This is a genomic window from Nostoc sp. GT001, assembly GCF_030382115.1.
GTDB lineage: Bacteria > Cyanobacteriota > Cyanobacteriia > Cyanobacteriales > Nostocaceae > Nostoc.
Genome location: NZ_JAUDRJ010000003.1, coordinates 4,161,696 through 4,185,625, shown reverse-complemented (window position 1 = coordinate 4,185,625; position 23,930 = coordinate 4,161,696). Strand labels below are relative to the sequence as shown.

Sequence of the window (23,930 nt, the reverse complement as noted above, 5' to 3'; positions counted from 1 at the left end):
CTACGCGGTAGTTGAGCGCAGTCGAAACTCAGTACAAGTTCGTAATTCGTAATTTATGATCCCACAACTTTCTTTTCTCCAGAATTAAAAGTAGTTGGTCTGTGCTTGAATTACGTTAGCGTAGCGGTAGCGAGTCCGCGTACTCTTTCAGAGAAGCAAGCTACGCTTTTAGCGTCTCGTAGAGAGCGTCATTAGCAATTACGAACACTGCCAAAAAGCTGCTTGTGAATTTTAAATTTTGAATTTTTCACTATGACATCTGTATCTCCTTCTGTGGAAGTTGAACGCAAAACGCCATTCTGGAAGAGATTGGGGCAAGTTCCTTGGACTTGGCGAATTACCATTGCATACCTGACGGTGATGTTGTTTGTCCCTATAGCTGCTATGTTCCTGAAAGCAGCTACAGAACCTCCATCTAGGTTTTGGGCGATCGCAACCAGTGATATCGCACTAGCAACATACAACGTAACTTTTGTTACAGCAATATTTGCTGCCTTACTAAATGGCGTATTTGGAACTCTGATTGCTTGGGTTCTAGTTCGCTACGACTTTCCCTTCAAACGCGTGATCGATGCCACAGTGGATTTACCCTTTGCACTACCAACTTCGGTAGCAGGGCTAACCTTGGCAACAGTTTACAGCGATAATGGCTGGCTAGGTTCGCTACTAGCACCACTGGGAATTAAGGTATCTTTTACCCGCACGGGAGTAGCAGTGGCAATGATATTTATCTCACTACCTTTTATTGTGAGAACTGTGCAACCCGTGCTTCAGGAAATGGAACATGAAATCGAAGAAGCCGCTTGGTGTCTGGGTGCTTCTCAATGGCAGACATTTTGGAAGGTGATTTTGCCGCCTTTATTTCCGACGATTTTGACTGGTGTTGCCTTGGGTTTCTCTCGTGCAGTTGGAGAGTATGGTTCGACTGTGATTATCTCTTCCAATACGCCCTATCAAGATTTGATCGCACCTGTACTGATTTTCCAACGGTTAGAGCAGTATGACTATTCTGGTGCAACAATAATTGGCATAGTTTTACTATCAATTTCCTTGGTACTGCTATTGACAATTAATTTCTTACAAGCATGGGCAAGGCGATATGACACTAGATAAGCCAAGTTTTCACTCATTTGTATCTGAGACACATACAGCCAAGCCGAAAGAGCAGAAGAGTTGGGTGCCAATAGTTTTGATTGGGATAGCGATCGCCTATTTAGCCCTAGTTCAATATATCCCGGCAATTAACGTTTTTGTCCAAGCCTTCAGCAAAGGAGTTGGGCCATTTCTGTCCAACCTGACGCGACCAGATTTTATCCATGCAGCTTGGCTGACACTGTTGTTAGCTGTGATTTCTCTACCTTTAAATACGGTATTTGGTTTATGTGCAGCTTGGGCGATCGCTCGTAACAAATTTCCAGGACGCGCCATAGTTTTGAGCATTATTGACCTGCCTTTTTCGATTTCGCCCGTAGTTGCAGGATTAATGATTGTGCTACTTTACGGCCGGAATGGCTGGTTTGGCCCTTGGCTCCAAGCCCATGATATCAAGATAATCTTTGCCTTTCCAGGTATGGTATTGGCTACAGCCTTCGTGAGTATGCCCTTTGTGGCGCGGGAAGTGATTCCTGTTTTAGAAGAATTTGGTAAGGATCAAGAAGAAGCTGCTAGAACACTAGGTGCAAAAGATTGGCAGATATTTCTGCGCGTCACTCTACCTAGTATCCGTTGGGGCTTACTCTATGGTTTAATTTTGACCAATGCCAGAGCAATGGGTGAATTCGGAGCGGTTTCCGTCGTCTCTGGTAACATTGCTGACCAAACCCAGAGCCTACCACTGTTTGTAGAAGACGCTTACAAACAATACGAAACTGAAGCGGCTTTCTCTGCGGCTGTACTGTTAGCGTTGCTAGCAGTAGTAACCTTGGTGCTGAAGGAGATTCTAGAACGAAAAACCCGCATTAAAGATGTTGAATAGAAAAATCAAGCAATTGTAGTTATCTTTTGAAATAGGATACAAGCAAATCATGGGACATGGTACGATCTACTTAGTACCTATCAGGAAATTACCGTTAGGGTTAAGAGTAGTTCTGTACCAATCCCGATCAGGAATTGAAATAATTAAGATATGGCTACTGATAATACACTTACCAATAAACGGATTCGACTCAGAATTCCTAAAGATTATCACCAGGAACCTGTTATTTCTCGCCTGGTGTCTGACTACGGACTGATTGTGAATATCACGGCAGCGATTTTGGGAGCCAATGCTGTCGGAGATGGTTGGTTTGATCTTGAACTACAAGGAACAGATGCACAAATCCAAAGCGGGTTAACTTATCTCCGCGATTTGGAATTGGAAGTTTGGGATGATACTAAAGCAAGCGATTGGTAAGGGTTATATAGAATTCCGATTTGATTTCTGAAAGCATACTGAGACTGAAAAGCCCATTTTCTCAGGGTTTTATCTGAAATCTTGTTCAGAAATCAGATATAGCAATCCTAAATCATTCGTGAAAAATTAGATCCCCGACTTCTTCGAGAAGTCGGGGATCTGGACATCGCACATTTTCACAACTCATTTAGGATTGCTATATGAGTCCTATAGCAACACAAACAGTTTATTTATCTGGTTTTAAGAGAATTGCAACCCGCAGATCCCCGACTTCGTAAAAGTTGTCGGGGATCTTGTTTATCATGAATGATTCAGAATTGCTGTAGTGTTTTTTTTACAAAAGGGTATACCAAGTACCGTTATTATTTTGACGTAAAATACGGTATTTTCCTTCAAGAAATTCCAGCATTTTTGGAAAATTTTTGTTGATAGTAGGCTGCTGAATATAATCAATAAAGATATAAGGAGGCTTAGATGAATCTAACTCTTCTAGAAGTTTTGTCCATTGCTCAGGTAGAAAATATTCAAGTGCCCAACCACGTAGTGATGTTGCCTGAGTCCGATTAGAAAAGTAGTAAATAGATGGATCGCCAGCTACATAAATCTTACCAGGAAGACTTTCTGCTTGGGAGATAAATTCAGCCTCTGAACGAAGAGACGGATATTTTTCTCTAAAAACAGCCTGATATTTAAATCGTGTATCTTCAGTTAAAGCAAAGTTATTATTAACTAGAACAACACTCTTTTTTAGCAGAGTGTGCGATAAAGGGAAGAAAAACAAAAATATCAGTAGAATTGTAGTAAATGGGGAACTCAATTCTTTTAAAGACTCCCATAAAACATCTAATCCTTTAGTAGCTAAAATACCTAAAGGTACAAAGAATAGTAAATAATGGTATTCCCAAAATGCCCCACGTTGTAGAGCAATCACACCCCAAGCAAAAATACACCAAATCACGAGTAGCAAAGTCAATATATTCTTAGACTTACGCAATGATACATCTACTGCAACAGTAGCGGCTAAAATTAGAGGGTAAAAATTATTTAAGAACCATTTGATTCCTGCAAAAAGCCCACTTGGGTTAAATTGGGAATTAGCAACAATCCGAGGTGGATATAAAAAAAACGTCTCATACAAAATTGGTAAACTATTAAACCAGGCAAAATAACTAACAATAAATAAAATAGGAAATATAATCCCCATAAAAATGGGAATAAAGATTTCTACAAATACTTTTTGAATTGGCTCCCGCTTGATTAGCACAGAATAGATTAAAAGAGTTATCCAAAAAGAAAGTAATATTAACAAAAGTATTAATTTAAATGTGATGACAATTCCACCAATAAAGCCTGATAGTAAAAGTAGAAAAAATCTTTTTCTACCTTCATATTGAAAAGATTGAGAAGTCAACCAAACACAAGTAAATAAAGGCAAACTAACCAGTGCCTCTACTTGAGTCAGATGCCAAGGCTGTGAAACAGTATAATAAACGCCAACCGTTAGCAAAGGTACTAGACTTGCGATTATCGGATGCTGAAAATAGCTTTTGAGACTCAGCAACAATATTATAGACAGAAACACCATATAAATAAGTTCAAAGAGATGGATGCCAATCTCATTAAAACCAAATAAACTTCCCGCTAAAAAGTAAAAGCAAAAAATCCCCGGTTGCTTCACATCCCAAAAATCACGATAGAGTAACTTTCCTTGTTGCATTTCTAAAGCACCAAGCCTAAAAAATGCTTGATCTCCGTCAAATGGAAAAGGTAAATGTATAAGACCAATAATCACAATCCCAATCAAAACGAGAAAGTCAATTTTATTGAATTTAGTAATATTAATCATCAAACTTTATACTTTATAATCAAAAATTAACCGACTATCTTATGCTGATTAATATCCTAACAGTGAAAAGAAGAAGGTAATTTTAGGATATGAACTTAAAGTTTAAAGTTTTCGCGATCGCGCCAGCAATGATCTGTCAGTTTATTAATAATTAGCTCTAGTACCAACCAAGTCCCACATCGTTGCGCGTGGATTGCTCATATCGTCCGAGAGGTTTGCTTTCGTCCTTGTTGATGTCTTTAATTTAACTAAGTATTAAAAGGGTTTAATTTTTGTGGCGGTAGTGGTATCCGTCCGTAAAGCTGCGGTTATTGGCAATGAAAAGCTATTTCTCTCCTTGCGCCCTTGTAACGCAATATGCATTTCTTTTGTTCCTCCCGCTCTTTGCTACCGTGTATACACAAGTCGGATGTAAAGAGGTGCATAGGATTTCTAAGAGGCAAAAACTTTGGATAATCCCATCTTAATTCACGCTAAAACATACCAGGAAAGCCGCAGACTTTCGGTTGATAAAAAAAGGGCGGTATTATTATGAGGCGATTCCCCAACATCAATCGGTAAATATCTGGCAAATCAGTGGAGTAAATTGCTTAATGAAGGTGGTCTGATTAAATGGGAGCTAAAAATTAAAGTAATGCAGTTTATTAAATTTAGCAACGTGACAGCTTACCAGAAAATATTACTATTTTGGAGATGTCTATAGAACTTCCTAGTGATGATTGTGCAATTATATTAATACCTAATAGTCCTTCTCCACCACATGAAGTAGATAGAACAGTAATACCATCTTGCTCCGCAAATCCATTAGAACCGTTAGATGTAAACTTGGTAGTTTTAATCGGAGATATGGTTTGACCAAGAGCACCACCACTAAAGCTATAGGTTCTGCTTAAGCTAGCACCTTTACTCATTGAATTAACTGTAGTACTTCCTTGGTACAGTATCTGTATATCTTCAACGAAGAAACCACTAGGAATAAAAGTCTGGGCACGTAAAATACACCTTTGACGCTGACCCTCGCTTGCACTGATTTGATCCAAGGCGATGGGTAAGGTACTAGTGACAGATCCAGGAAGCGTATTTGTAACACTACATCCAGACGTTATTATTGCTCCAAAAGAAATACTAGGTAAATCGTGAGCCAAAGTCTTGGTCATAATAACGTTCATTCCAAGAATTGTAGATATAGACAGTAATACACCAAATTTTTTAAAGTTCATATAGATTGTACTCATATTGTTAAAGTTGTTTAAAGTGGTGAATTCTCAAGATAATTAATGCAATACTTGAGCGCCTCAATCTTGATGCTTAATATTAGAAAAAGAATGTAAGGAACTAGTGAATAAATACAATACTTATTAAAACTTAAATTTTGTAAACGACATTCCACAGTTGGAGGGTCAGGTGATATTTAGGTTTATTCGTGTAAGTCCCTAAAAGCTATGTGTAACTTATTCTCTCACAGGATCATGGAACGGGAGCAACGCGCTTTGGTGAGGTTGGGTAAAAAGGATGCGTTCAGTTTTGATTCCAAGATAATAATGACGATATCACCGAAGAGACAGATAGAATAAAGTCTCACTTCGTTTAACGTCAAGTACTCTACATAACTTGCTCCTGATTTACGTTAATTTGCTGATTGCTTTTTTATTAACTTTGTGATATTTTCCTTTACATAACAATTTAGTTCATTAAATCGATACAGTTACCGTAGTTTAATAAACCGTAGGCATCGCTATTGGGAATTAATCTGATGTCTGAGAGTAAATCTGTAGAACCTGCTTCAGTCCACAGTCGAATTCTTGTGCCTCAACGGTATAATAGGCAACCTATAATTTCTCGGCTGGTGTCTCGTTATGGTTTAACTTTCAATATCAAAGCTGCATCCCTGACATCTGACCATGACAGCGATGGCTGGTTTGATTTGGAACTTTCAGGAAATCCCCAAAAACTGACAAATAGCCTATCTTACTTGCAAGGATTGGGAGTGAATTTGCTACAACTAGCGATCGCTAACCAAATTCAACCCAACCACCACACTCTACCTTTCCCAAATCCAGCTACCAAACTGAGTCCCAAAGACTCTGCATGGCTGACAAATAAATGGCAAGAACAATTCCAGCAATGGATTTCTCTGGGTCAAACCAATAGATTGCGCTTACAACTGTGTGTCTTAAAATCTTATTACCAAGAACCAGTGATTTCCGAATTAGTTTCTCGTTATGGACTAACGGTCAATATTACCAGTGCTATACTTCAACCCGATACGCAAGATGACGGCTGGTTTGACTTGGATTTGTGGGGGAGAACAAAGCAACTTTACTCTAGCTTGAGTTATTTAGAAAAACTGGGACTACCGATTTGGCTGGATTTGTCTAGCGTTTATAGCGATGTCTACGACGGTCACTGAGCGTTGGTCATTGAGCGTAGCCGAAATGAGCCGAAGTGCGGGCTACGCCTACGCTAATTAATAAAATCATCACTATCTAATGTCAGTACTAAATAACCAAAAAACCAATTCCCAAAACAGATTATCACTGGTTTCTTCAGTTTCTGAAAAAAGCCAAGTCACTCAGATTCGTCTGCGAATACATATTCCCAAATGCTATCTGCAAGCGCCCGTGATTTCGCAGTTAATTTCTACTTGTGGCTTGGTGGTTAATATTACCAGGGCTATGCTACAACCAAATACAGATCAAGAAGGATGCTTTGACATCGAACTGCGGGGAACAGTGCCACAAATTTCTCGCGGTTTAGCTTACCTAGAATCCCTGAATCTTAGAATTGTGGGTAAGCCGAATGCTGACGGCGATAGCTGGTTTTACTGAAATACAGCAGAATTCAGAATACAGAATGGGCTACGCCCCGCTGCGCTAACAGGAGTAAAACACGCTTTATACCTGGGTAACAGACTTAGCTTGTATACCTCACTTTCCTTGAAATCTGCTGTAATTTAAATTTCGTAGTACCAAATTTCTTCTTCTTTTAAGACAATTCGATGTAAGGAGAGACGATCGATCAAGCCCTCTTGCTCAAACTGCCCAAGAACACGAGTGATAGTCACACGAGTTGAACCGAGCATTTCCGCCAGGTCTTCATGAGTCAGACGCATATCTATTAAACGTCCCTTCTCAACTTCCGAACCAAACTTTTTGGATAACCATGCCAACAGCTTGATGAGCATAGTATCCACTTTTTTATGGCTACGAATAATCATCAATTCTTGAGCCTGTTGGATATGGGCCAGTAGAGTCTCTGTTAGTTCAGTCCACTCCTCTACAGGTAAAACTGTTGCCTCCACTTTGGTTAGGCATTCCATCTGATAAGGTTCTAATTTTGACAATCTCTTACCAACGACATCTCCAGGGCCCCACAATCCTAAAGCAACGGTTGTACCATCTTCTAGATAGCTAAAAGTTCTCACAAAACCCGTTTCAATCTTCCAAAGGTCATTATGATGCTCTGGCAGAAATGACCTACGGGCAAAAAGTTGCTTAGTATTGTTACTGCTTGAACTAGATAAGTTTGTGTACAAAGACAGCATATTATATAAAACTATTCTCCGATAAATTAACCGTAGTATTACATTTATATCAGGTTATAAGAACCTATGGATATTTTAAAGAGGAGAGTGGGGAGTGAAGAAGGGAATAGGTTACAGGGTAAAGGTTACAGGGTACAGATAATTCCCTATCACCACATATTTGGGTGTGAAGCCCCGTGCTTCACGCAATGCTTTAAAGTAATGAGTAAGGAGTAATGAGTTTCATAGTGGATGAAAAATGGGTATTTACTCATTACTTATTACTTGTTACTCATTACTCCAGAATCACCGCGCCTTTAGGTCGGTGAGGATGTCAACTGTCACCTGTCACCTCTCCCCCTCCATTCCCTAAATTCCCGCACCATCAAGAAAATCTTCAATCATCCCATCAGAATTTTTGCTTTTAGGGTTATTGGTTTGTTCGTCTCCAAGTTCAGTTGGAGACAAACTAGATTGTTCCAACTGCTCGAACTGTTTCTCTAGAGCCTTGACACGTTCAAATAAAGCGCGGATTACCTCAGCTTCTACGTCGCGGACTTTATCATGATCCAGAACGCTGCTAGACGAGTTATTCTGACGAGTTACGCGCCCTGGAATCCCAACTACAGTAGTGTTACTGGGGACATCTCGTAGCACTACAGAACCAGCTCCGATACGGACGCGATCGCCAATTTGAATATTTCCCAATACTTTCGCACCCGCTCCCACAACCACATGAGAGCCTAAAGTTGGATGGCGTTTACCGCTTTCTTTCCCAGTCCCGCCAAGGGTGACACCTTGATAAATCAGAGCATAGTCGCCCACGATCGCAGTCTCGCCAATCACTACTCCCATACCGTGGTCAATAAACACTCCCTGGCCAATTAATGCCCCAGGATGAATTTCAATTCCGGTTAAAAACCTACTAATATGAGAGATGAATCTTGGTATGAACGGAATTCCAATTTTATAGAGCCAGTGCGCCAATCGATGAAACACTAGAGCTTGGAGTCCAGGGTAACAGAACAATACTTCTAGCCAGTTACGGGCTGCTGGATCACGCTCAAAAATGGTTCGCAAATCAGTTATTAGCATACTCTGTTGAGATTTTTGTTGGTAGGTGAGGCTCTGAAAACAGAAACTCAGGATAATTCCCAGAAAAAGATCGAGTTCTTTATGGGAATTGTGTAATATCAAAATCTACGGTAATTCGATAGAGTATAGTGTTTTTGTGGATAATAAGTGGGATGCTATCACATTCCACAGTTGAAAAAAATTAATTTCGCATAAACTGCGATATGTCTCTCAATTCACCGTAGTATGTTGAGTACAGTGTTGAATAGCCAAAACTACGCTCTCTTGGATCTGTCTTCCAAAGTGGAATACGCATTGCTGGCACTATTAGAACTGGCAAGCCACCACGGAAAAAAACTTCCTTTAACCATGAGCGAGATTACTGCCAAGCAACCCATACCTGAGCGCTATCTGGAACAAATTTTGACCAACCTCCGGCGTGCTGGTGTGGTGCAGAGTCAACGCGGATCTAAAGGAGGTTTCGTTTTAGTTCGGGAACCTTGGCAGATTACAATACTTGAAATTGTCACTTTGGTTGAAGGCGAGCGGAAAGAGAAAGATACCTCTAACTCTCCGACTCTGGAAAAGACTCTGGTTTATGAAGTTTGGGAGCAAGCTAACGCTGCCTCGATAGAAGTTTTGGGTCGTTATACACTCCAAGACTTGTGCGAGGAAAGAGAAACTCGCGCCCAGCAGAGTCCAATGTATTATATTTAGTCACGACGGAGTACCCACATGCGGATAGCGAAAGATATCACAGAGTTAATCGGCCGAACTCCTTTAGTTCAATTAAACAAAATTCCCCAAGCTTCAGGAGCGGTTGCTCGGATTGTGGTGAAGCTAGAAAGCATGAATCCAGCATCTTCTGTGAAAGACCGGATTGGCGCGAGTATGGTGGAAGCGGCAGAAGAAGCAGGCTTGATTCACCCCGGAAAAACTGTTTTAGTAGAGCCGACTTCTGGAAATACAGGAATTGCGCTAGCGATGGTGGCAGCCGCTAAGGGGTACCATCTCATTCTAACGATGCCTGACACAATGAGCCACGAAAGACGATCCATGCTCAAAGCTTATGGCGCTCAACTAGAGTTAACACCAGGGGTAGAAGGGATGCGAGGAGCGATCGCTCATGCAGAGGAGCTTGTAGCTAAAACGCCCAATGCCTATATGTTGCAGCAGTTCCGCAACCCGGCTAACCCGAAAGTTCACGCCGAAACCACAGCCGAAGAAATTTGGAATGATACCGATGGAGAGGTAGATATTCTCGTGGCGGGAGTGGGTACTGGTGGGACGATTACGGGAGTTTCAGAAGTTATTAAAAAACGGAAGCCGAGTTTTAAAGCGATCGCAGTTGAACCAAGCAACAGTCCGGTATTAGCAGGTGGTAAATCAGGACCTCACAAAATTCAAGGTATCGGCGCGGGATTTGTCCCAGCAATTTACCGTCCAGATGTGGTAGATGAAGTGATCCAGGTAGCGGATGAGCAAGCGATCGCTTACAGCCGTCGCCTAGCAAAAGAAGAAGGATTGCTATCGGGGATTTCGACTGGCGCTGCTTTATATGCAGCTATTCAAGTGGCACAACGGCCAGAAAATGCAGGTCGCCTCATCGTCATGGTGCAGCCTAGCTTTGGCGAACGCTACCTCAGTACCTCACTATTCAAAGACCCAGAGGAGAATGAGTGGTTGAGTAAAGTTTGATTTCTTATAGTTAAGTAAGCATTCTCAGGATAAGACTCTTAATGAGGCAACTTAGAATCTTGAATTAAATAAGTTCCAGGATTAGATAGGGGCGGGTTTCCTCGATATAGTTGCGCAACTGTTAATTAGATCGTCAAATCTGCCCTTCCTTACAGTTTGGGGAGTTATTTAATCCTGATTCCTTCCTTTCGCAAATTTCCGCCACGCCCGTCTTACTCCTTACATTCATTTACTAGAATTTTCGCCAATNNNATCGGTAATTTCATTATTTTTCACCAAAATTATCAAACAGATGCTACTAGCAGCTAGCTTTATTGGACTTAAAGCTTCGCTTTTTAATACAATAAAAATGCCTAATCCGATCAGAACGAAAGGCACAAGATTATTAACGTAGTGAGTAAATAGTTCAGCTATAAATCTGTTGTTAATTAATTTATATGCAGCGTAGCACCAAACTCCTAACAAGAGAAAAAATAATCCGATAATTACCAAAAAACTCTCTAAGTTGCAGCTAGCAAATAAAGGCACGTAGACACTAATATTATCGCTACCATTGGCAATTGTAACGGCTGCCACACTATAAGCTTGGGGAGAAAANAAGCTAGCAATTGTTGATGCTTCAGCTTCTTCTGTGGTAGCTATAATTTCTTTTGATGAATCTTCTTCCCGATTCACTAAGCTACTGATACCTATGGACATTGGTAGTAAACCAAGTAATCCAATCCAGTTTTTTGATAAAACTAACCCACCAAACAAACCCGGAAGACTAAGGATTAACAGAACTGTAAAACCGAGAAACTGACCAGCAACTATATGCCGGGGGCGAAAGTTAGCATTGATTTGAGAAAAAAATAATAATAAAATGACAATATCATCAATGTTAGTGGCAATGAACGCGATTGCCCCTGTAGTAATTGCAGTAACTAACTCGTTCATATTTTAAGATAAAGAAGAATTGAGGAGTCAGTAATAATTACTGTGTCATTTTAAATCTAAGTTGTACCAGAAGGTTAAAATAATTCGTGATTGATAATGACGCGCGAGTATTTCGTCAATAATTACGAATTACGTTAGCGTAGCGGTAGCAAGAAACGAGCGTCATTACGAATTACGAACTTGTACTGAGCGTAGTCGAAGTATTACGAATTACGAATTACGAATGAGTGAATTTGGTATGGTGGTAAATCGTAGATTCTAAAAATCCAGTATGAGTCAGCTAGGGACAGCTTTCAGTGAAGGGATAATTGCCTTCATCGCCACTAACATAGATGACATCATTATCTTGTTAATTTTTTTTCACAGGTAGATGTTAACTTTCGGCGGCGGCATATCTTACTCGGTCAATATCTGGGTTTTACAGCCATTATCATCGCCAGCTTACCAGGATTTTTTGGTGGATTGGTTGTACAACGGGAATGGATAGGATTGCTAGGACTACTACCAATAGCAATTGGTATTCAGCAATTAATATCTAGAAAAGAAAAAACGATCACACTTCAGACAGTCAGTAGTGATTTTAGAGAGCCTACACCTACGAACCCAGTATTATCTTTTATTTTGAGTATTTTGCACCCCCAAACCTATAAAGTGGCAGCAGTAACGATCGCAAATGGTGGTGACAATATTAGTATATATATCCCTTTGTTCGCTGGTCATGACCTTGCTAGTTTGGGAGTAATTTTAAGTATATTTTTTATCATGGTAGGGGTTTGGTGTGCGATCGCTTATTTTTTAAGCCGTCAACCTACCATTGCTAATATTTTAAGTCGCTACGGTAAAGCTGTTGTACCTTTTGTGTTAATTGGCTTGGGTCTGTTCATTATGTATGAACGAGGTACATTCACTCTACTACCTTGGGTGAGAAGTTAATCAACGTTGCATATTGAATGCTGGATTTGAGATTCAACGATGAAAGTTCCAATCTTAAATCTAAAATTTGTTATAGAAATACGCACAAAATCCTTAGTGTTCGATGTTCAGAGAAAAACTTTTTGTTTACCAATTCTTAACCAAAACGTATTTTTAACATCAATATAATGAACAATGATTTTTTCAATCATTGGAAGCTGTATCATGCAATACTCCATGATCTCTGCGATTGGGCACAGTTATATCCGTTTTTGCCCAAGCATTCAACCTGTTTTTTGTCTGATTTCAATGATTGCCCCGTTTTTGTGCTTTAACTCAGCACAAGCGCAGATAATCGGAGAAGATATCACTTCAATTACTACTGACACTGCTTCGTTTCCTACTATATCTATTACCAAAGTTGCAGGTGACAGCGAATTTGCAGGCAATACTTTTACTCTCAACTTCGGGGGNCAAATTGAATCAATTACAGGATTGACAACCACAGAAGGTAGCACAACATTTAGATCCATCCCTGCTTTTGTGCAGATTCGCCGTAATCCCACTACAGATGACAGAAAGCTAGCTTACTACAGAGGCAGTTTCGACTCCTCGTCTAAGACCTTTAACTTTCTCAGTTTAGGCCCACTTCCAGAAAAAACGCTATTTAGTATTAACAATATCTTGGCAGGCCCAGATAACGTTTTTACTAACATAGGTGCAAATTTAGGCGGCACACCTTACAACGGTAACGCTAGTATCGAGCGGCTTGACTTTGTACTGGTTAGACCTGTTAAGGCGAGTAATAAAATTCGCTTTACCGTCTTCGAGCGTGGATTACCTACTGGACACGATGGTTTCGGTATTGCGGCGATTACAAGTGTGGATAAACATGGAAATCCTACTTCCTATGGGCCGATTTACGTGATAGCAGCTTCCACCTGGGGTAAAACACCGTTACAAGACCCCATTCCACAATATTATTTCCTGAACAATGCTGCCAAAAATAATCGGGAAATTCCCATAAACCCTGCACTCACTATTCCACCGAATCAAGTTTTAGGAGATCTTCTGATTCGCACCGACGAACTCGTGTCGCAAGGAAAAAAAGTCTACGGCTACTCGCTGTTTGCCCCTGATGTTACTTGCACTCCCAAAACACTGCTGAATGTCGCTAATTCTTGTTTTCCTACGAATACTGGAACGAACGGAGGGATAGATTTAGCCGCACCTAATCTCGGTGCTGTCTTTTTGGAGAGTCAGTAAGGAGCAAAAAACTTTTACAACCACACTCTATTATTGAGTCCTGTTAAACCTGATGAACCAATTTCCAACTTACCATCATCAAAATGGCATAAATAATAAACCGTAGTGGGCGTTGCGGAGCTACCTGGCAGATTTTAGCGCCTAGTAACACCCCAGGCACAGAGCCTAGCCATATAGGCAGTACCAAACTCCAATCAACTGTTCCCAGGCTAAGATGACCAAGGGCTGTAAACAGCAGTAAAATCGCTGCGTGTGAAATATCTGTACCCACTAACTTTCGTGCATCAAGGCGGAAAAACCCAATCAGCACTAGGGCAAACATTGAACCTGATGAGACGCTAGTTAGACCGACAAAACAGCCTAAAATTGCTCCCAATGTGATTGTTAAGAAGCGACCAAAGTTAGTTTCTAAGTCTAACTTTGGCAGTTCGGGTAAATTAAATTTGGGGAAAAAAGTCAATAACAACAATTGCACTAGTGCTAACACAGTGACTAGCAAAATCATCCCGCCAAGCAAACGGAGCAAGATATTATCCAGGCTATATTCACCTGTATGTTTAATGAAGTGCAAAATCCCCACTCCGAACAATGAACCTGGAACACTCCCAAATGCCAGCCATTTGACAACTTCTGTGTCGAGGGTTTTCTGTTCCCAATGCTTGACGCTACCAACAATTTTCATCAAAGTGGCGGCCACAACATCAGAACTCACAGCGATAGAAGGCGGAACCTGAAAAATAAAAATCAACATTGGGGTGATGAGAGACGCTCCACCAATTCCCGTCAAACCAACGATGATTCCAACAAAAAAGCTTAAGAACGGTAGTAATAGATAGTGCATACTCTTCGGGGGTTTCAACAATTAGTTATCAGTTATCAAAGTCCTGTTGAGTCTCCCACTTCTATAAGTGAGCAGCGTCGGTAAGGGTTGATTAATTTCCCAAACGAAGCCTTAATAACTGTTCACCGACTTAACTACGAGCAGTTAGAGAGCAGAAACTCAGCCAAATCTATAGCCCAGTGGTAGACAGGGCTAGTTATGACAAGTTATTGCGTTTCTCAAGGATTCCTGGACAACTCAAAACCTGTGTGGAAGTTTTTGTAAGCATGACGACTGGCGTTTAGCTCAAGCAGACTTTGATAACTGCTTATNNNTCAGTCGTTCTGCCAAATTCAACTTCTACTAGGTTTTCTGCGGTTTTACATATAAAATCTCGTAAGACTATGTACTTACCGTATTTTACTCGTAAGTATGATNNNACGTCCAGCGTATTCGCGTTGTATATCGCTCATTATCTGGATAATACACCGCAGTCAGTCAAACTCCCTACGGACTGGTTGCTCAAAAATTTACCTACAAGTTAGTAAGCATAAGGATAATTCCAAACTTTGTAGAGACGCGATATATCGCATTATGCTGCAATTAGGCAACATCCTGAAAGTGATTACAATACTCAAGGTCAATTTCGATTCCCTAGTTTAATGACTCATGGAAAACTTTGTTTTTTGCAATCAAGTCAAAATTCTGTTTGGCAAAGGTCAAATCGCCAACATTGCTGCTGAAATTCCTGGTAATGCCAAAATCCTGATTAATTATGGTGGGGTAGCATCAAAACTAACGGCGTCTATAACCAGGTGAAGTCTGCATTGGCAAACTTTGGCTATAGCCAATGCCTAGTTCTTTACTCAGTGTTGAAAAAATATTGACTTACAAGCAACTATCATGATATTTTAAATCAGACCATTCGGTCGGTAATATTTAATTTACAGCAATTTTCAATTCAATCAACTCCCTACTATCAAAATCGCTGTAATGTCCAAAGGCGAAGAAACAAAAACCAGAATTCTTGAGCAAGCAGCCGAACTGTTTAATCAACAGGGGTATGCAGGTTCATCGATGTCAGACATTATGCGTGTAACTGGATTGCAGAAAGGAGGAATTTACAATCACTTCCAAAGCAAAGATGATCTCGCACTACAGGCTTTTGATTTTGCGATCGCTCGCATTAAGCAGCATACTAGATTTGTATTACGAAGCAAACACCACGCAGTAGAACGTCTGCAAGCAATCATTGGGGTGTTTAGTAGCTTCGCAGAAAATCCACCGATTAAAGGAGGGTGTCCACTGCTGAATACTGCTGTGGAAAGTGATGATGCTCATCCGGCGTTGCGAGAACGTGCTCAACAAGCAATGAACTCTTGGCTACATCTAATTTGTCGAATTATTGAAAAAGGAATTGAAAAGGGTGAAATTCGCTCTGAAGTGAGTGCTGATGAAATTGCTACCATCATAATTGCAACACTGGAAGGAGGCATAATGATGAGCAAGCTATATGGAGATTCAATTCATATTCATAGGGTAATTAATCACCTGAATCAATACTTGAAAACTTCTCTTTAATTGAACAGACCGAGCAGTATTAAAAAATCTCAAGAGAAATAATGCTAGTAAATAACAACTTACATAGACCATTAGAAGTAGTATTAGCAATTCCTGTCAAAACATACGACATTGATTTTATGGGAATTGTGAGTAATATCGTGTATATCAGATGGCTAGAGGATTTACGTCTAAAGTTTTTAGATGAACATTGGCAACTCAATCAACAAATTGAACAAGGATATACACCAATTCTAGCTGGAACAGAGATTGAATATAAACGTCCAATAAAGATTATTGATAAAGTGATTGGACGTTTATGGCTGAGTGGTTTAGGACGCTTAAAGTGGACTGTGAAAGCTGAAATTTTATCTAACAATGAGTTAGCAGCAGTGGCTAGCCAGAAGGGTGGTTTTGTCAGTCTGGAAAATAATCGTCTTATTCCCATTCCAGAGGAATTACAGAAAAAATATTTACAGTATCAACAAGGGATTCAGAAAATTTAATAATTAGGAATACTTCGATATTTTTTTAATTTTTTACAGACTATTCGGTTTGTTTTTGTATAAACATAATCTGGACTATAGCAGTCCTAAATCATTGATGTTTCCCTTTAATACCCTCTTTGCAAGCGGAGCTAGCGTGTATATAAGTCGAAAAAAGCCCGATTTCCTATTGTCTTCTCGTTCCATACTCTGCATGGGAATGAGGATGACCTCATCAGGCTTAGATTTTTAGGACTTGTGTCTGCACTGTAGATAAGCGGTCAGTGAGACGAAGTGTAGCTTAAGCTCTTTGGGGTTATTCGGGTTTAATAAGTAATCAGGCGGACATGATATGAGAGGTCAAATATTCACAAATATTGTGTTGAGTGGGTAAACAGCCAACTTTTTTATTGTCAATCTCGTAAATATACGGGAACTTCTTGTTCTGAGTTTTGGTCACTTTATGTCACTTTGAACAGCAAGACCGTTCTGACTCCAATCAATTAGGTATAGTCGAACTCAGGCATTGCAGCCTTATATGTCGTCCAATTTAACTCACCCTAACTCTTCGGTAAACCACTGTACCCATCCAAAGGTATGTACAAATGCTATTATCCGTTGTCAGCTTTTCCTGAATTGTCTTTATATATACAATAATTACACTTTGTTAGTCAGATTAACGCAGACTTAAAGCACTTTCAAATCGCTAAAATGGATGTTTGCTTATGGAAAAATTTCGTAATATCCAACCAAATATTACCATAATTCTTTATATGTATACTAAAAGTTTATGAAAGCTATATCAAACGACACTTCAAACACTTTTGCACCCAAAAACCTCTATACTAGACTAAACTTTGATAAATTTGAGAGTTTTGTTAATTGCAATACCAAAAACTATCAATTTTTAGATGAAATACTAGCGTATCTTATAGTCTATAGTTTTTAAGGTTTAGTCAAAACTATATCCAGTATCATCAAAAAACTGCAAACTTCATGTGGTGCAAAAATCAAGTGGGGAGTGAAAACATGAATTTACGTAGAGATGCATTGCAAATCCTCAAAGAAACTAGCCGAACTTTTTATATCCCAATTAGTGTTTTACCGCCAGGATTGCAAGAAGCAGTAGCATCAGCATATTTGTGTATGCGTGCCATTGATGAAATTGAAGATCATCCCGAACTAGATAATGCTACTAAAGCCAAGCTGTTAAGAACCATTAGCCTGACATTGCAAGCAGGAGTTGATGGTTTTGCGGTAGATGCTTTCTTTGCAGGATTTAGTGGGTATGAGAATTCATTAGCAGAAGTCACTTTGAGGATTAGAGAATGGTCACTGCTAGCACCAGACACCATTGCACCTCGAATTTGGGATGCCACTGCTGCAATGGCAGACCGGATGGCTTATTGGGCAGAAAAAAACTGGAAAATTTATACAGAATCTGATTTAGATCGTTATACCTTTGGAGTTGCAGGTGCAGTGGGACTGTTACTTTCTGATTTATGGACTTGGTATGATGGAACACAAACGAACCGTATCCAGGCGATTGGTTTTGGTCGGGGTTTACAAGCAGTCAATATCCTGCGTAACCACACTGAAGATTTGGGGCGTGGAGTAGAATTCTTCCCAGAAGGTTGGAGTGCAGAAAATATGCAAGAGTATGCCCGACGCAATATCGGGCTGGCTGAAGCTTATATCAAAGACCTTCCTACCGGGCCAGCCTTAGATTTTTGTCAAATCCCCTTCACCTTGGCAAATGGCACTCTTGACGCCCTTGCTAATGGTAAAGAGAAACTCAGCCGCAGTGATGTTTTTGCACTTATCGAACAGCTGACTAGTGTGAACATGAAAGCTAGCTAATAATCTCTTAACGACTGATGGAGATGATTCTAAATTGCCTCCAAATTTGGGCATCCAAAATCCTATAGCGACTTTCTGTAGGGTAGCCAGTGCGGTCTTGGGGTTTCCCCAAATATAGTAACTGGCGTTGGGCACTGCCCTCCAATACCTTTTAATACCAATTCTCCCATGCAAAAACCAGATTAAAGCTGATTTTCTGAATGGGATAATAGCGCGATGAACGCCACAAGCCTTGAGAGAGCGTGACTAGGAATTAGGAATTGGTAGAAAGCAGCATAAACAGTATTTGCCAATGTAAGTATAATAAATAATCTTGTTTAGCGATCGCTTTAGGTAATCTCAGTTAAACTTTAGGAACTCTTCAAAGGATTTCCAGCAGAAATTACCTGGCAAGAGTTGATTAATGTCTAAATAATTGAAAGGGAGTATAACACTCCCCGTGATTATTCGTGCAGCGAGTTGAGAGTGCATGAGCTACTGCTTAAATCCTACCTGTTCCAATCCAGAAAATTTGGTATATAGCCAAAGGTGTCAGTCTTGTGGCTCGCAACTACTGTTGCGCGATCGCTATCAGGTGATCCAACCATTAGGTCAGGGTGGCTTTGGAGCGACCTTCCTAGCCAACGATCAAGGCTTACCAGGAGAACCGAGTTGCGTAATCAAACAATTACGCCCATCAGGAAGCGCCCCACACGTTTTACAGATGGCCAGAGAACTCTTTGAGCGAGAAGCTAAAACTCTCGGTAAGATTGGCAATCATCCCCAAGTACCAAGATTGTTAGACTATTTTGAAGATCACGAGCAATTCTACTTAATTCAAGAATATATCAGTGGTGACACCTTGCAAGAGGAGGTCAAACTTAACGGCATCTTGAGTGAAACTGGAGTCAAGCAATTTTTGAGCGAGATTTTGCCACTATTGCAATACATCCACGATCAAAAGGTGATTCACCGTGATATTAAGCCAGCCAACTTAATCCGCCGCACTCAAGATGCCAGAATGGTACTGATCGACTTTGGTGCCGTCAAAAACCAAATCAGCCAAGGTGCAACAGGCCCATCAGGACAGACAGCATTAACTGCGTATGCAATTGGTACTCCTGGTTTTGCACCTCCAGAGCAAATGGCTATGCGTCCAGTCTACGCCAGTGATATTTATGCATTGGGGGTAACATGCATTTATTTACTGACTAGCAAAACTCCTAAAGATTTAGATTACAATCCCAACACTGGCGAGATGATGTGGGAGCAGCTTGTGCAAGTGAGCGATCACTTGGGCAATGTGTTACGAAAAATGTTAGAGGTGTCTGTACGTAATCGCTATCAGTCAGCGGCAGAAGTTCTCAGAGCATTGGAAATAGAACCATACTTAGATAGTTTAGCAAAGGGTTTGCTGATTAAATCTGATAACGGATCTAAAGAGCGAACACATAACCACCTGGAAAATTCTGCTGTTTTATGTAACAACCCAGCTGCTACCAGCACTGGAGTGGCACAGGTAGCGGCAGCGATTCGTGCTAGACGAGCCAAGGCAGCGGAAGCTGCGGGATTACACCAGGGTTCTGGGATGGCTAAATCAACGACTTTCAGTAGCAACAGCAATAGTTCACAAGGTCAAAATTCTAAAGTTGGGCGGAAGTTAGATACCCAAGGTTTATTAACAGCTTATCTGAAGGGAAGACGAGATTTTGCCTTACACAATTTAAATTTGCTAAATCTGCAAGGTGCTGATTTATCTCAAACAAATTTTCATTCTGCTCAATTGCAAAAAACCAATCTTCAGGGAGCTAATCTTCACAATAGTGACTTTGGCAGAGCCAGTCTGACTCGAGCAAATCTTAAAGATGCTAATTTGAGCAAAGCATACTTTAACCATGCTGATTTAGAAGGAGCAGACTTGAGAGGCGCAGACCTTAGCAATGCTTATCTCAGCAATGCTAACCTCCGAGGAGCTAATTTGTGTGGTGCTAATCTCACCAGTGCTAAAATTTCTGATGAGCAGCTAGCACTAGCAAAAACAAATTGGATGACTGTGCGCCCCAATGGAAAACGAGGCTTGTTATGATTTGAAAGCGTGAACTACCGCAATCTTATAGACGGATGGAATTTCCTAATTCATCGGAAATAGCCTCTTTTGTCGCCATAGTTCTATGCGAATATTTTCCTATATTAGGTTCTAGATTATCCTGATGGATGAATCCTTTTTCTTGAAGTCAATTATTTGAGATTAGCAGAATAGCCTCAACCTCCCTGCTTTTAAGTTCTCCATTTTTATTAATAATTTTAAAACACTCATTTTATCAGAATCACAAGGTTGAACTTTTCTTATATCTGGGAAAATTAGCCCTGATTATTCTCGATAAAAACTTAGATTTATTCAGAATTGACCAAATATGTATAATGTTTAGGTTGAGCCATAGCTATCACTCTCATCAATATTAAGAAATATCCAAATATCTAGCAGAAATACGTAGATATTTGTGAATTCTTCATGAAATCTTTATGATTTTCATCTGTTACAAATAACAAATGATTATTTACAATAAACAATAAAGCATCATAATAATTTTATAAAGATATTTATTTATATGCTTTTTATGGCTATAAATAACAGGGAATCTCACACCTAAAATTTGTAAAATAGAATGATCCTAAACCACTAAATTTTTCAGATGGCAGCAAAAAGCAAAAAATCAATTATTCCTGGTTGTCGGCTGGAGATGTATATTACAACCGAAATCAGGTAGTATAAGGTTTACGTATAATGACTGACTTTGCACAAACGGAAATAGAACGGCGATTAACTTTATATCAAGTATTTCTCAAGTTGTATGAACACCACAGCAGCCTTCTAGATGAAATACTTCAGCTAGAAAACCTATCTCAACCGTCGTTGAGGAGAGTCAAGACGACGGGTTACGTACATGGTGTAGTGGATAGTGCTGCTGTTTATTTGATGACTAACTTGGGCGACAATCAGACTCAGAGTTTACGACAGCCACAACAAATCTGGACGATAGGTCGTAATCGCACCAGTGGTATTTGCATTGCTGACAATCATCTGTCTCGTCGCCACGCTGCTATTCAGCATATTGACGAGCAAGGCTTTTACTTAATTGATTTCAACAGTACCAATGGCTCCTTTGTGAATGGTAATCGTGCTGTTAGGCCGATTAAGCTCAAAGATGGCGATCGCATCCGTCTAGGAAATATGGCTTTTGATTTTTTCGTGACTTCTACCTACCGCGTTCTGCCAACTGTTGCAATGGATTTATTGATGCAGCTTGTGTATCGAAAGAATAATCATACAGTAGACATACTTACTTATTCCCAGAATAGACAAAAATCTCTAATTGAAAAACCAGATTCTAATTTAGAGGCTTTCAAAAATTTCGGCATAGTTGAGAAGTTTGACAATTTTTATGACAACTTCAGTTCAGAACAGAAATCAGAAATTTTAGACCGCCTGTTTACCACACAAGTACTGTCTAATCCCAACCAGCTAAAAAATTGTAACTTTTAGCAGTTTTCAATTGTTTGAGGAGTGCTGTTAGCGGTAGCGTGGCATTTAGTTTGTTAGTCTGTGCTGAGTAAGAAGGTAAGTTTTGCTGAGGCAGACAAATAGTGAAAGTTAAAAGGGAACTCGTCAAAATATATAAAAAAAATTAAGAATGTGATTAAATATCATAGCAATCATTTTGAAGTAGCATCTCTAGCTCACAATAAAAAGAAAGCGATTCAGAGATTGAGTGAGTAAGTTACGCTCTATCCTGTCAACAGGAGGATACTCAAGATCTACCAGAGTGATGTACTCCCGGTTATGTGGCTCACCACTACGCGTCTACGGCAAAAAAAACCCCCAGTGGGTGTTAGCCTACTAGGGGAGTTAGTTATCAGGGTGCATCTACCAATTAAGTGTTCTCAGGTTGAAGACCATACTCCGGATAAATTTGTACAAAGGTCAATTATTTTTTAAATAAAAAAACCCCCAGTGGGTGTTAGCCTACTAGGGGAGTTAGTTATCAGGGTGCATCTACCAATAATCTTTTCTAGGGCAGCCAGCATCTTCCGGGAAAAATGGACTAAATTAGAGGCGATGTCTACGATGGGCTGTAAAGCTCGTACCTCTATGAAGAAGTAAAGCATCCCTGAGAGAAAAAGACTCGCAAATATCTCTCTACGAGACGCATTTGCGATCGCTATTGGTAACGCAAGTAGTAGAAAAAATTCCCAGTGGGTGTTAACCTATCAGGGGAGTGAGTTATCAGGGTCAGTTATTTTTTAAATAAAAAAACCCCCAGTGGGTGTTAGCCTACTAGGGGAGTGAGTTATCAGGGTGCATCTACCAATAATCTTTTCTAGGGGCAGCTAGCATCTTCCGGGAAAAATGGACTAAATCAGAGGCGATGTCTACGATGGGCTGTAAAGCTCGTACCTTTATGGAGAAGTAAAGCATCTCTGAGAGAAAGACTGGCGAAAATTTGTCTAACAGAGGCATTTGCGATCGCTATTGGTAACGCAAGTAGTAGAAAAAACTCCCAGTGGGTGTTAACCTATCAGGGGAGTGAGTTATCAGGGTCAGTTATTTTTTAAATAAAAAAACCCCCAGTGGGTGTTAGCCTACTAGGGGAGTGAGTTATCAGGGTGCATCTACCAATAATCTTTTCTAGGGGCAGCTAGCATCTTCCGGGAAAAATGGACTAAATTAGAGGCGATGTCTACGATGGGCTGTAAAGCTCGTACCTCTATGAAAAAGCAAGCTACGCGTAGCATCTCTGGGAGCAAAAGACTCGCTAACATTTTTCTACGAGACGCATTCGCGATCGCTATCAGTGACGTAACTAGAAAAAACCCCCAGTGGGTATTAACCAACCAGGGGAGTGAGTTATCAGGGTGCATCTACCAATAATCTTTTCTAAAATAAATGGGTGGCTACCGGATAAATTAGCAGAGGTTGAAGCTTTTACTATTTGTTGCTCAAAGAACAACCTCAAAGGGGTTAGTTATCAAGACAGACCTACCAATTAAACGCTCGGCGCGCTGCCTGACAAAATAGGTGTGTCAGGTTAATCAATAGGACTCAATTTTCATAAAAAAACCCCCAGTGGGCGTTAGCCAACCAGGGGAGCTAGTTATCAGGGTGCATCTACCACTTAAATGTTCTAGGTTTAACCACCATGCTCCGGATAAATTTATGAGAAAATTGATTGTTATCGTGTGTCAAAAAAACCAAAGTGGATATTAACTCAATTAGGGGAGTTAAAGATCAAGGGACATCCATCTATTAATCAAGTATTCTAGGATTAAGCACTATTTTCTGGTAGAGAATATCTGCGTCAGAAGTTGCTGTTGTTTGCCAAAAATAAAAAAACCCCCAGTGGGTGTTAGCCAACTAGGGGAGTTGAAGATCAAGGTGCATCTACCAATTAAGTGTTCTAGACCCAAGTAATCCGATCCGGATAAAGTTGTAAAGGCAAAAAACCAAAACGACACCGAATCAGAAACATTCAGGGGCAGGATGCATCTAAATTATCAGAGAAAGCGAAAAATCGACTTGA

General features: G+C 40.2%; 18 protein-coding genes and 2 pseudogenes. 14 read left to right on the top strand and 6 right to left on the bottom strand.

The features are described 5' to 3' along the window. The first annotated feature begins 252 nt into the window (after positions 1-252). The 3 genes from cysT to QUD05_RS20645 all read left to right on the top strand — a co-directional run bounded on the left by cysT (position 253) and on the right by QUD05_RS20645 (position 2,392). The gene (gene cysT / locus QUD05_RS20655; RefSeq protein WP_289797698.1) at positions 253-1,113 is read left to right on the top strand and encodes a sulfate ABC transporter permease subunit CysT; all 861 of its coding nucleotides are present in this window, start codon (positions 253-255) and stop codon (positions 1,111-1,113) included. Then, the gene (gene cysW, locus QUD05_RS20650) at positions 1,100-1,975 is read left to right on the top strand and encodes a sulfate ABC transporter permease subunit CysW (protein ID WP_289797697.1); all 876 of its coding nucleotides are present in this window, start codon (positions 1,100-1,102) and stop codon (positions 1,973-1,975) included. Before cysT ends, cysW begins: the two co-directional genes overlap by 14 nt. A 150-nt stretch (positions 1,976-2,125) precedes the next feature. Continuing rightward, entirely contained in the window at positions 2,126-2,392 is a 267-nt protein-coding gene (locus QUD05_RS20645) for an NIL domain-containing protein (protein WP_289797696.1), read from the top strand. A gap of 334 nt (positions 2,393-2,726) precedes the next feature. Here the strand turns inward: QUD05_RS20645 and QUD05_RS20640 are convergent, their stop codons facing one another. Together QUD05_RS20640 and QUD05_RS20635 are read right to left on the bottom strand one after the other, a co-directional pair. Further along, positions 2,727-4,238, bottom strand: coding sequence for a hypothetical protein (locus QUD05_RS20640; protein WP_289797695.1), 1,512 nt, complete (start codon positions 4,236-4,238; stop codon positions 2,727-2,729). A gap of 650 nt (positions 4,239-4,888) precedes the next feature. After that, on the bottom strand, positions 4,889-5,395 hold the full coding sequence (locus QUD05_RS20635) for a hypothetical protein (protein WP_289797694.1): 507 nt from the start codon (positions 5,393-5,395) through the stop codon (positions 4,889-4,891). A gap of 596 nt (positions 5,396-5,991) precedes the next feature. Between QUD05_RS20635 and QUD05_RS20630 the strand changes: the two genes are divergently transcribed. Both QUD05_RS20630 and QUD05_RS20625 read left to right on the top strand, forming a co-directional pair. Next, complete coding sequence (locus QUD05_RS20630) at positions 5,992-6,648, top strand: NIL domain-containing protein (protein WP_289797693.1); 657 nt, start codon at positions 5,992-5,994, stop codon at positions 6,646-6,648. Positions 6,649-6,727: 79 nt separating this feature from the next. Then, positions 6,728-7,066, top strand: a complete 339-nt coding sequence (locus QUD05_RS20625; protein ID WP_289797692.1) for an NIL domain-containing protein — start codon at positions 6,728-6,730, stop codon at positions 7,064-7,066. Between the two features lie 125 nt (positions 7,067-7,191). Here the strand turns inward: QUD05_RS20625 and QUD05_RS20620 are convergent, their stop codons facing one another. Together QUD05_RS20620 and cysE are read right to left on the bottom strand one after the other, a co-directional pair. Further along, positions 7,192-7,782 (bottom strand): Crp/Fnr family transcriptional regulator, encoded by a 591-nt coding sequence (locus QUD05_RS20620; protein ID WP_289797691.1) that lies wholly within the window; start codon positions 7,780-7,782, stop codon positions 7,192-7,194. A gap of 348 nt (positions 7,783-8,130) precedes the next feature. Then, positions 8,131-8,856, bottom strand: a complete 726-nt coding sequence (cysE, locus tag QUD05_RS20615) for a serine O-acetyltransferase (RefSeq protein ID WP_409880231.1) — start codon at positions 8,854-8,856, stop codon at positions 8,131-8,133. 225 nt (positions 8,857-9,081) lie between these two features. Here cysE and QUD05_RS20610 point away from each other — a divergent pair, with 225 nt between their 5' ends. Both QUD05_RS20610 and cysK read left to right on the top strand, forming a co-directional pair. Beyond that, on the top strand, positions 9,082-9,552 hold the full coding sequence (locus tag QUD05_RS20610; protein WP_289797690.1) for an RrF2 family transcriptional regulator: 471 nt from the start codon (positions 9,082-9,084) through the stop codon (positions 9,550-9,552). Positions 9,553-9,570: 18 nt separating this feature from the next. Then, positions 9,571-10,533, top strand: a complete 963-nt coding sequence (cysK, locus tag QUD05_RS20605) for a cysteine synthase A (RefSeq protein WP_289797689.1) — start codon at positions 9,571-9,573, stop codon at positions 10,531-10,533. A 225-nt stretch (positions 10,534-10,758) separates the two neighbouring features. Here the strand turns inward: cysK and QUD05_RS20600 are convergent, their stop codons facing one another. Then, positions 10,759-11,469: a cadmium resistance transporter gene (locus tag QUD05_RS20600; protein ID WP_289797688.1), complete on the bottom strand. Its 711-nt coding sequence runs from the start codon at positions 11,467-11,469 to the stop codon at positions 10,759-10,761. Between the two features lie 271 nt (positions 11,470-11,740). Here QUD05_RS20600 and QUD05_RS20595 point away from each other — a divergent pair. Beyond that, a pseudogene (locus QUD05_RS20595) lies at positions 11,741-12,402 on the top strand (cadmium resistance transporter). Between the two features lie 1,288 nt (positions 12,403-13,690). Here the strand turns inward: QUD05_RS20595 and QUD05_RS20590 are convergent. Next, positions 13,691-14,488 carry a sulfite exporter TauE/SafE family protein gene (locus tag QUD05_RS20590; protein ID WP_289797687.1) on the bottom strand — a complete coding sequence of 266 codons (798 nt, stop codon included), beginning with the start codon at positions 14,486-14,488 and terminating at the stop codon, positions 13,691-13,693. Between the two features lie 648 nt (positions 14,489-15,136). On the opposite strand from QUD05_RS20590, the pseudogene QUD05_RS20585 reads away from it, so the two are divergent. From QUD05_RS20585 to QUD05_RS20560, 6 genes and pseudogenes are all read left to right on the top strand, one after another. Next, a pseudogene (locus QUD05_RS20585) lies at positions 15,137-15,300 on the top strand (NADH-dependent alcohol dehydrogenase); the annotation flags it as partial. 160 nt (positions 15,301-15,460) lie between these two features. Next, a complete protein-coding gene (locus QUD05_RS20580) occupies positions 15,461-16,048 on the top strand; it encodes a TetR family transcriptional regulator C-terminal domain-containing protein (protein ID WP_289797686.1) in 588 nt (195 codons plus the stop codon). Between the two features lie 41 nt (positions 16,049-16,089). Beyond that, the gene (locus QUD05_RS20575) at positions 16,090-16,533 is read left to right on the top strand and encodes an acyl-CoA thioesterase (protein ID WP_289797685.1); all 444 of its coding nucleotides are present in this window, start codon (positions 16,090-16,092) and stop codon (positions 16,531-16,533) included. Between the two features lie 1,008 nt (positions 16,534-17,541). Next, a complete protein-coding gene (locus QUD05_RS20570; protein ID WP_289797684.1) occupies positions 17,542-18,372 on the top strand; it encodes a squalene/phytoene synthase family protein in 831 nt (276 codons plus the stop codon). A gap of 469 nt (positions 18,373-18,841) precedes the next feature. Then, the gene (locus tag QUD05_RS20565; RefSeq protein ID WP_289797683.1) at positions 18,842-20,437 is read left to right on the top strand and encodes a serine/threonine-protein kinase; all 1,596 of its coding nucleotides are present in this window, start codon (positions 18,842-18,844) and stop codon (positions 20,435-20,437) included. Positions 20,438-21,136: 699 nt separating this feature from the next. Beyond that, positions 21,137-21,895 (top strand): FHA domain-containing protein, encoded by a 759-nt coding sequence (locus tag QUD05_RS20560; RefSeq protein WP_289797682.1) that lies wholly within the window; start codon positions 21,137-21,139, stop codon positions 21,893-21,895. The last annotated feature ends 2,035 nt before the right edge of the window (positions 21,896-23,930 follow it).

Coding starts and splice junctions, on each gene's coding strand:
- cysW (WP_289797697.1), top strand. CDS start 1,100: ATGACACTAGATAAGCCAAGTTTTCACTCATTTGTATCTGAGACACAT.
- QUD05_RS20560 (WP_289797682.1), top strand. CDS start 21,137: ATGACTGACTTTGCACAAACGGAAATAGAACGGCGATTAACTTTATAT.
- QUD05_RS20590 (WP_289797687.1), bottom strand. CDS start 14,488: ATGCACTATCTATTACTACCGTTCTTAAGCTTTTTTGTTGGAATCATC.
- QUD05_RS20620 (WP_289797691.1), bottom strand. CDS start 7,782: ATGCTGTCTTTGTACACAAACTTATCTAGTTCAAGCAGTAACAATACT.
- QUD05_RS20645 (WP_289797696.1), top strand. CDS start 2,126: ATGGCTACTGATAATACACTTACCAATAAACGGATTCGACTCAGAATT.
- QUD05_RS20575 (WP_289797685.1), top strand. CDS start 16,090: ATGCTAGTAAATAACAACTTACATAGACCATTAGAAGTAGTATTAGCA.
- QUD05_RS20625 (WP_289797692.1), top strand. CDS start 6,728: ATGTCAGTACTAAATAACCAAAAAACCAATTCCCAAAACAGATTATCA.
- QUD05_RS20630 (WP_289797693.1), top strand. CDS start 5,992: ATGTCTGAGAGTAAATCTGTAGAACCTGCTTCAGTCCACAGTCGAATT.
- QUD05_RS20570 (WP_289797684.1), top strand. CDS start 17,542: ATGAATTTACGTAGAGATGCATTGCAAATCCTCAAAGAAACTAGCCGA.
- QUD05_RS20640 (WP_289797695.1), bottom strand. CDS start 4,238: ATGATTAATATTACTAAATTCAATAAAATTGACTTTCTCGTTTTGATT.
- cysK (WP_289797689.1), top strand. CDS start 9,571: ATGCGGATAGCGAAAGATATCACAGAGTTAATCGGCCGAACTCCTTTA.
- cysE (WP_409880231.1), bottom strand. CDS start 8,856: ATGCTAATAACTGATTTGCGAACCATTTTTGAGCGTGATCCAGCAGCC.
- QUD05_RS20635 (WP_289797694.1), bottom strand. CDS start 5,395: ATGACCAAGACTTTGGCTCACGATTTACCTAGTATTTCTTTTGGAGCA.
- QUD05_RS20565 (WP_289797683.1), top strand. CDS start 18,842: ATGAGCTACTGCTTAAATCCTACCTGTTCCAATCCAGAAAATTTGGTA.
- QUD05_RS20610 (WP_289797690.1), top strand. CDS start 9,082: ATGTTGAGTACAGTGTTGAATAGCCAAAACTACGCTCTCTTGGATCTG.
- QUD05_RS20580 (WP_289797686.1), top strand. CDS start 15,461: ATGTCCAAAGGCGAAGAAACAAAAACCAGAATTCTTGAGCAAGCAGCC.
- cysT (WP_289797698.1), top strand. CDS start 253: ATGACATCTGTATCTCCTTCTGTGGAAGTTGAACGCAAAACGCCATTC.